7 protein-coding genes are annotated in these 6,405 nt (G+C 56.2%); 2 read left to right on the forward strand and 5 right to left on the reverse strand.

What is annotated here, in order from left to right:
• The first annotated feature begins 59 nt into the window (after window positions 1-59).
• On the forward strand, window positions 60-449 hold the full coding sequence (locus tag H6G07_RS19660; RefSeq protein WP_073609832.1) for an AbrB/MazE/SpoVT family DNA-binding domain-containing protein: 390 nt from the start codon (window positions 60-62) through the stop codon (window positions 447-449).
• 30 nt (window positions 450-479) lie between these two features.
• On the opposite strand, the gene H6G07_RS19665 is transcribed toward H6G07_RS19660, so the two are convergent.
• The 3 genes from H6G07_RS19665 to H6G07_RS19675 form a co-directional block, all read right to left on the reverse strand.
• Window positions 480-2,417, reverse strand: a complete 1,938-nt coding sequence (locus H6G07_RS19665) for a protelomerase family protein (protein WP_073609833.1) — start codon at window positions 2,415-2,417, stop codon at window positions 480-482.
• A gap of 305 nt (window positions 2,418-2,722) precedes the next feature.
• Entirely contained in the window at window positions 2,723-3,958 is a 1,236-nt protein-coding gene (locus H6G07_RS19670; RefSeq protein ID WP_073609834.1) for a Y-family DNA polymerase, read from the reverse strand.
• The gene (locus H6G07_RS19675; RefSeq protein ID WP_199312266.1) at window positions 3,955-4,335 is read right to left on the reverse strand and encodes a LexA family protein; all 381 of its coding nucleotides are present in this window, start codon (window positions 4,333-4,335) and stop codon (window positions 3,955-3,957) included. Before H6G07_RS19675 ends, H6G07_RS19670 begins: the two co-directional genes overlap by 4 nt.
• Before the next feature lie 103 nt (window positions 4,336-4,438).
• Here H6G07_RS19675 and H6G07_RS19680 point away from each other — a divergent pair, with 103 nt between their 5' ends.
• On the forward strand, window positions 4,439-4,783 hold the full coding sequence (locus tag H6G07_RS19680; protein WP_139297121.1) for a hypothetical protein: 345 nt from the start codon (window positions 4,439-4,441) through the stop codon (window positions 4,781-4,783).
• 285 nt (window positions 4,784-5,068) lie between these two features.
• Here H6G07_RS19680 and H6G07_RS19685 read toward each other — a convergent pair whose 3' ends face one another.
• Window positions 5,069-5,650 carry a hypothetical protein gene (locus H6G07_RS19685; protein ID WP_073609837.1) on the reverse strand — a complete coding sequence of 194 codons (582 nt, stop codon included), beginning with the start codon at window positions 5,648-5,650 and terminating at the stop codon, window positions 5,069-5,071.
• 62 nt (window positions 5,651-5,712) lie between these two features.
• A complete protein-coding gene (locus H6G07_RS19690) occupies window positions 5,713-5,859 on the reverse strand; it encodes a hypothetical protein (RefSeq protein WP_171973062.1) in 147 nt (48 codons plus the stop codon).
• Window positions 5,860-6,405 lie beyond the last annotated feature (546 nt).

Raw genomic sequence — 6,405 nt, forward strand, 5'->3', positions numbered from 1 at the left:
AATAATTTTCTTGTGGATTGTTTAGCATTTTGACCTATATTTTTTGGGCGTTCTAAGATATGGCAGTACAAGAAAGAGAAGCACTGACAGGCAAAGCGCTTCTGGCCAAGGTGAAAGAGAATGATGGCCTGAGCAAGCGAGAACTAGCTCGGGAATGTGGGTATTGCACCGTCAGCAAAGATGGACAGACCCGTGTCGCTCTAGCCGAGTTCTACGATGCGTTACTAGCGGCCAAAGGCATTCAGCTTGAACCCCAAAAGAGTGCAGATGGCCGGGGTCGGGAAGCATCTTACACCCTAACTGTCCACAAGAATGGACAGATTGTGATTGGTGCGGCCTATACGCAAGAGATGGGTCTGAAGACGGGCGATGAGTTCAAAATTAAGCTGGGCTATAAACACATTCACTTGGTTAAACTTGACGATGAGGGCAATGAAGACGACGCCTGATTGGATAGCGAGCCTTTATTCCGTTCCGTCTTAGCTTCTAGGTTGATATAGCCCTTCTGATTGAAGTTTATCTTTAGCGAATTTGAGGAAAGGCTCGGTTTTCCCCTTGTTGTGGGTTTTGAGGGAATCATCACCCAGAGACCTGTTGAAGGCCTCAATGTCATCCTCAAGGTCAGTGGTGATGGCTTTAATCGCCGCCGCATGAACCCCCACTGCCTTGAGTAAGGCCCCGGAGAACTTAACCGTCGCATCAGGATGTTCCTGAGCCCACAGCTGAGCGAGTTCAAGGAGCCGCACCCCGCGCTGATAGGGTTTCGTGCCTTGCGCCTTGTCGTGGCCATTGTCCTCATCCTCATCCTCATCCCGAGCTGCTCTAGGCGCAGCCGGTGCCACGGGTGCCGCCGCTGGCACACTCCCCTCGCCATCGAGCGCATCGCCTTCCCGGTCAAAGTTGAAAGCAAAGAAGCGCTGCGCAGCCTGGAGCTGATTAGGGTCATCAGCGATCGCCCTCAACTCATCCAGCATTGCCACCAGTCGTGCATGTTCAACCTTCAACGCCTTGAATTCCGAGTCGTCACCCTGCCCGCCGCCAGAGCGAGCGAGGCGATCGATGGTTGCCGCCTGAGCCGAGATGGTTTGGGCCTGAGTCGAGATCGTCGCCGCCTGAGAAGAGATCGTCGCCCACACCGGGTCACCCTCCCCAGCCCCATTCACCTGCGGACTAGACGTTGTTTTTGCAGGAAGAGAATCAGCCACAATCAGTGCTCCTTCGGTGTCTGTAAAAGGTTGTTCAATAGGTGCATCCAGCTCATCAGGCGGCAGAGGAATGGGGCCACTCGCCGCTAGCTTCACCCCCCGTGCCGTGAGTGGCTTCCCATTACGAGTCAAATAATACTGGTAGTAATGCCCCGTCACCGACGCATTACCCGTAGTCGTGTCATCGAGTAGCACATGGCCGAGGAGATGCTGAGCCAGGCGCTGTTCCGCCATATTGGGAGGGCAGAAGTAGTGGAGCGCGATCGGCACATAGACCGCGCGGCAGCGATGGATCGAGATATTGGTAAACCCTTGAGGTGTCGGCAGCACCTCACCGAGCACCTTGACCACCCGACGATTCACCCGAGCGTTCAGCGCCTCCATCCTGGGATCCTCCGAGGCGACCCCATCCAGGTCATGAATGTCAGCGGTGGCCCTGAGTTTTTCAATCGCCAGCAAGACATCCTGGGCAGGCACCAGGGTCAGCAAATCGTAGGCAGGCTTCGCGGCCTTCTGCTGCCCGGTAAAGTGCAGCAGGTAGGGATGGCCCTGGGGAATGAGCTGCGCCATCTCGCCCACATGGGGTTGAAGCTGCCCGAGGCTAACGACCTCTGTGTGCCGCCTTCCGGTGACGGCAGCGATCGCGATGATCAAGTCGATGGGGTCATTGGAGGCCAATAGAACGTTGATTTTGCCCATATAGGCATCGAGATCAACCGGTTGGCGATCGTCCTGACGAGCATTGGCATTTTGGGTGGTAGCGGCTCTGAGCTGCGACTGCACCTCAATCGGGTAGGTGAACCCGTCTAAAGCGTAGTGTCGTTCCTCAGAGCCACTGCTGGGCTCCCCTGGCAGCGGATTGCGCTTCGTCCACCGTCGAGGGTACGAATTTTTGCCATTGAGGGTAATGCGTCCCGCCTCAATCGCAGCTTTTATAGCTTTTGTGTAGCGAGGGAAATAGACCGAATTGATACTGCTACGGGGATAAGCCCGCTCCAAAAGCGCCTGCTCTGCTGCACAGAGACGATCGATTGCCGCCTTGGTGTCGGTACCGAGGGTATTCATCTCCACCAGCTTGGCGACGAGGATCGAGATCAACTCCTCCAGTTCTTTCTTGGTCAACTTCGTGCGATCGCCCTTCTCAATGCGCGCCTCCATCGCCGCGATGATTTCGGCTCGGGTGGTGTCGAAGGTTTGGGATAGAGAGGCCATAGCTGTTGTCGGAACGGTACGTTAGTGAGCGGCATCATCTACAAGGTTTAATTATAGCAGTCAATAAATCTATATCGGTCAACCTGGGGTTTTTGCTAGGTGAGGATTAGGAGTGGATCGGACTGGAGGAGGACATGGCCATGGGTGATGGGTAGAATAGCCCCATAGAATTTCACCTCAGCCCCTGGTCTGTGCCGGGGGCTTTTTACGGCTCAAATTCCCCCAGGTCAGGCGAATTACATCGGCAACAATGTTGCGATGGTCAAAGACCGGCCCAAGGGGCCATCGCCCTCAATCCCCGCCATCTACCTCACCACCACTAGTTCATCCCACCGAGTTGTGAACCTGGGCGATCGCCATTCCGCCCGCATCTTCCACCCCTGCTGTAAGCCCTCAGCGGCCCAATGCACGGTTCCGGCCCCAAACTGTCGATTGAGCGAATCCACCGCCACCATCAACCGCCCCGCCCTTTCTCTCTTCGTCTCATCCACAAACAAACTGCCCTGCGCGATCGCCCCGTCGCTGAGATCCAACAGCATCACCCCCGCCTTGTGATAGCAGTACCCAGGCCGATATAACCGCTCAGTGGCCCCCAGCGCTGCCTGTACGATCGTCAGAGTGTCATTAGTGGGGTCAGGCAACACCAACGTCTCTGAATTGGCATACTGCGGCTCCTGGGGGTGAAAGCGGTTGGTGGTGATGAACACCTGCATGGTCTGAGCCACCCGGTGATCGCGCCTGAGCTTAGCCGCTGCTGTAGCTGAATAGGAAGCGATCGCCTGCTTCAGCTCCGCCAGAGACGCCACAGGCCGCCCAAAGCCGCGAGAGACACAACAGCTCTTACGCGGTTGAGGACATAGCTCCAGGGGCAGGCAGGCCAAACCGCGCAGCTCTAGAACAGTCCTGACCCCAACGATGCCCAGCAGCTGCCGAACCAGAGCCAGGTCAGCCTGTTGCAGGTGCAGGGCCGTAGTAATGCCGTGAGTCTCCAGACGTTGAGTCAGCCGCCGCCCAATGCCCCACACGTCCGACACCGGCAATTGAGCCAGCACCGGCTCAGGCTCTTGCAGCACACAGACACCACCCTGCTGATTAGCCTGATGATTGGCGATCTTGGCCAGCGTTTTGGTCGTGGCCACCCCGACCGAAACCGGAATGCCCGTCCACTGCTTCACCGTCAGTCGTATGTGGTGGGCCACTATCTCACAGGACTGTCCTGCGAGACCCAAGAACGCCTCGTCAATGGAGTACACCTCAACCTCGGAGGTAAACTGTCCAAGCACCTCCATCACCCGTCGCGACAGGTCGCCATAGAGCGCGTAGTTGCTGGAAAACACCTGAATCTGGTGCTCTTGAATAAGCGATCGCAGTTCAAACAGCGGTGTGCCCATCTTCACCCCCAGAGCTTTGACCTCATTAGAGCGGGCCACCACGCAAGCATCGTTGTTCGAGAGCACCACCACCGGCTTACCCTCCAGATTGGGACTAAACACCCGCTCACAGGACACATAGAAATTATTCGCGTCTGTCAAAGCGATCATGAGCCCCTCAGGAAGTGAATGGCCCTAGTGACCACGCCCCAGATGGAAAAGTCAGTATCGGGGTCAATCACGATAGGGTCATAGTCTGGATTCTCAGGCATCAGCAGGATCTGCCCGGCCTCTTGATGAAAACGCTTCACCGTCAGGTCGCCGTTGACCACAGCAATAACCACATTGCCGTGGTTAGGCATCAGCGCCCGATCCACAATCAGCAGGTCACCGCAGAAGATACCCGCCCCGATCATCGAGTCGCCCTTGACCCGCACGAAGAAGGTCGCGGCAGGATGGTGGATGAGGTAACGGTTTAGGTCGAGAGGCCCCTCAGTATAATCTTCCGCCGGGGAGGGGAACCCAGCGGGGACAGTGACGATAAACACAACAAAACGTCCTTCAGCGCAACAGCGGTAGAGCACCTGTAAAAGCCGCGTGTGCTAAGGATTTGAACCTTGGAGTGGAACTCGTTAGAGCAGTATAGTACAGATGAACTTAAGCGCTTGTCGAAAGTCCCCCCGTGCGATCGCCCCCGGCATCATCATCAACTCCTGCGTCAGCGGCCTCAGCGAGGGGTGTGTAGCGGGAGGCCCCCTGGCCCCCGTCACCACCGGCCCGCCGTGCCCTGGCCACCAGCAGGGGCCGCTCTCCCCTATGCGATCGCAACGCCTTGTCGGCTTGGCCCTCCTTCAGTTCAGAGGTGCTAGGGGTGGTGTCGGGGGAAGATGCGATCGCACCCTGCCGGAGGGGTTTACAGCAGCCCTCCGGGGATTAGCCGTCGAATCTGAACTGGGTCAACCAGTTAGGCCCGCCGCCATTCCTGACGTGTTGTAGTTCGGGCTTGTACTGGCACAGGGAACGGGGGTAGACACCGGTTTCCCAACAGACTCTCAGCTTGGCCTTCCACTGCCGCCCAAAGCTCTCTCTGGCCTTTTCTAGGGCGTAGTATTGGCTGTTCGTCGCTTCAAAGGAGGTGTTCATGGTGTTTCGGTGATAGGGGTATCGGCTGTCTCTGTAGCGGTTGGGGAGGCTGCGATCGCAAGGTGCTGTAGCGAGTCGAGGGGTTGCGATCGCAATGGCCTTTGGGGTGTGTTTTGCCCTACCCCCAGGGCGAGACGGCTAGGAAAGCTGTGCGAGAAGGTCAGCGGGGAGGACGGATGCTAGGGCTGAGCGGATGTCGCTGTTGCTCATGTGCTTGCCCTTTCCTCTGGAGTGCCGCCATTGGAGGTTGACGAGGTTGGCGAGGGTGCGGAGTTTGTTGGTTGCGGTGCCGGTGCTGTTGAGGACGGTCTGCACCTGGTCGGGGTGGATGGCGATTGCATGGTCGGAGAAAGCAACGACGCGATCGGGCGCAGGGTTGCTGGGAGAATCTTGGTGCCGTTCATCGGCCTGGGGCAGGGTAGCGCCGCCATCGAGGGGGGCGATCGCATTGTCAATGCGTAGAGCCAGTGCGTAGGCTTCGGCGGCCCATTCGGCCTCGTAGAAGCGACGAGCGGCCTTGCCTGCTTGGAGGGCATAGAGGCAGGCGAGGAAAGCCAGCCAACCAGCGATCTGGAGCAGGATTGAGAGAGTGCGGTAGACGTTAATAGCGCGATCGCTTCGCAGTACTTGCCAGGTGTTGCGGATAGCGGTGGCCAGGATGGTAGCGGCGGTGGCGTAGGGGGCCAGCAGGGGGGTAACGAGTGCTTGGGGAGTGTTCATGGGGAATTGCCTCAAAGTGTGGAGTGAGGAGCCCTCATGGCGCTGAGGGCAGGCGTATAGCGCTATTCGATGGAGAAGCCGTTGACGGTTTCAGCAGGAGGTTGAAGAGGCTGCTGATGGCTGCTGAGGTATTGCAAGTCTCTGGGGTCAAGCCTCAGAGCGAGGTGCTGCTTAACGTCGGGCTTAGAGGTGGCAGTGGTTCTGGTCATGGGGAGGGATTGAATTCTGACTACTCCATAATATCCTGACTGCAATAAATATGCAATAGCAGTCAGGATGTTTGCACTCAAAACCATTGCAGTTCAAAACCCTTGTAAATAAGGGACTTTAACGCTTCACAGAGAAATACTCATGAGTATCACTGTCAAAAGAAGAATATAAAAGCCAGCGACACAGGGAGCGATCGCGCTTTCGAGAGGCTGAAAGCATTGAAAAACCGTGCAAACTGATTGATATAAATCTCTTATGTCTCTGCCTTGTACACAGTTGGACATATGGAATATTAATATATTAGCAGTCAAATGGATAGGGATTTTTTATGTAAGTCGGGGATCGCTGGCGATCGCAGCAAGAGACAGAACAGCTAAAAGCCTTTATTTACAAGGGTTTCAGGGGTTTCGGAGGATCGCGATCGCATAATGGGGATCACGCAAAAGGGTATAAAGGTATAAGCAATAGAGATATAAGAATGCTTTATAGGGGTATAACGGTTGTGGCCTAGCGTTTTTTGGAATTCCAAAAAACGCTAGGCCACA

The organism is Phormidium tenue FACHB-1052 (assembly GCF_014696675.1).
GTDB lineage: Bacteria > Cyanobacteriota > Cyanobacteriia > Phormidesmidales > Phormidesmidaceae > Nodosilinea > Nodosilinea tenuis_A.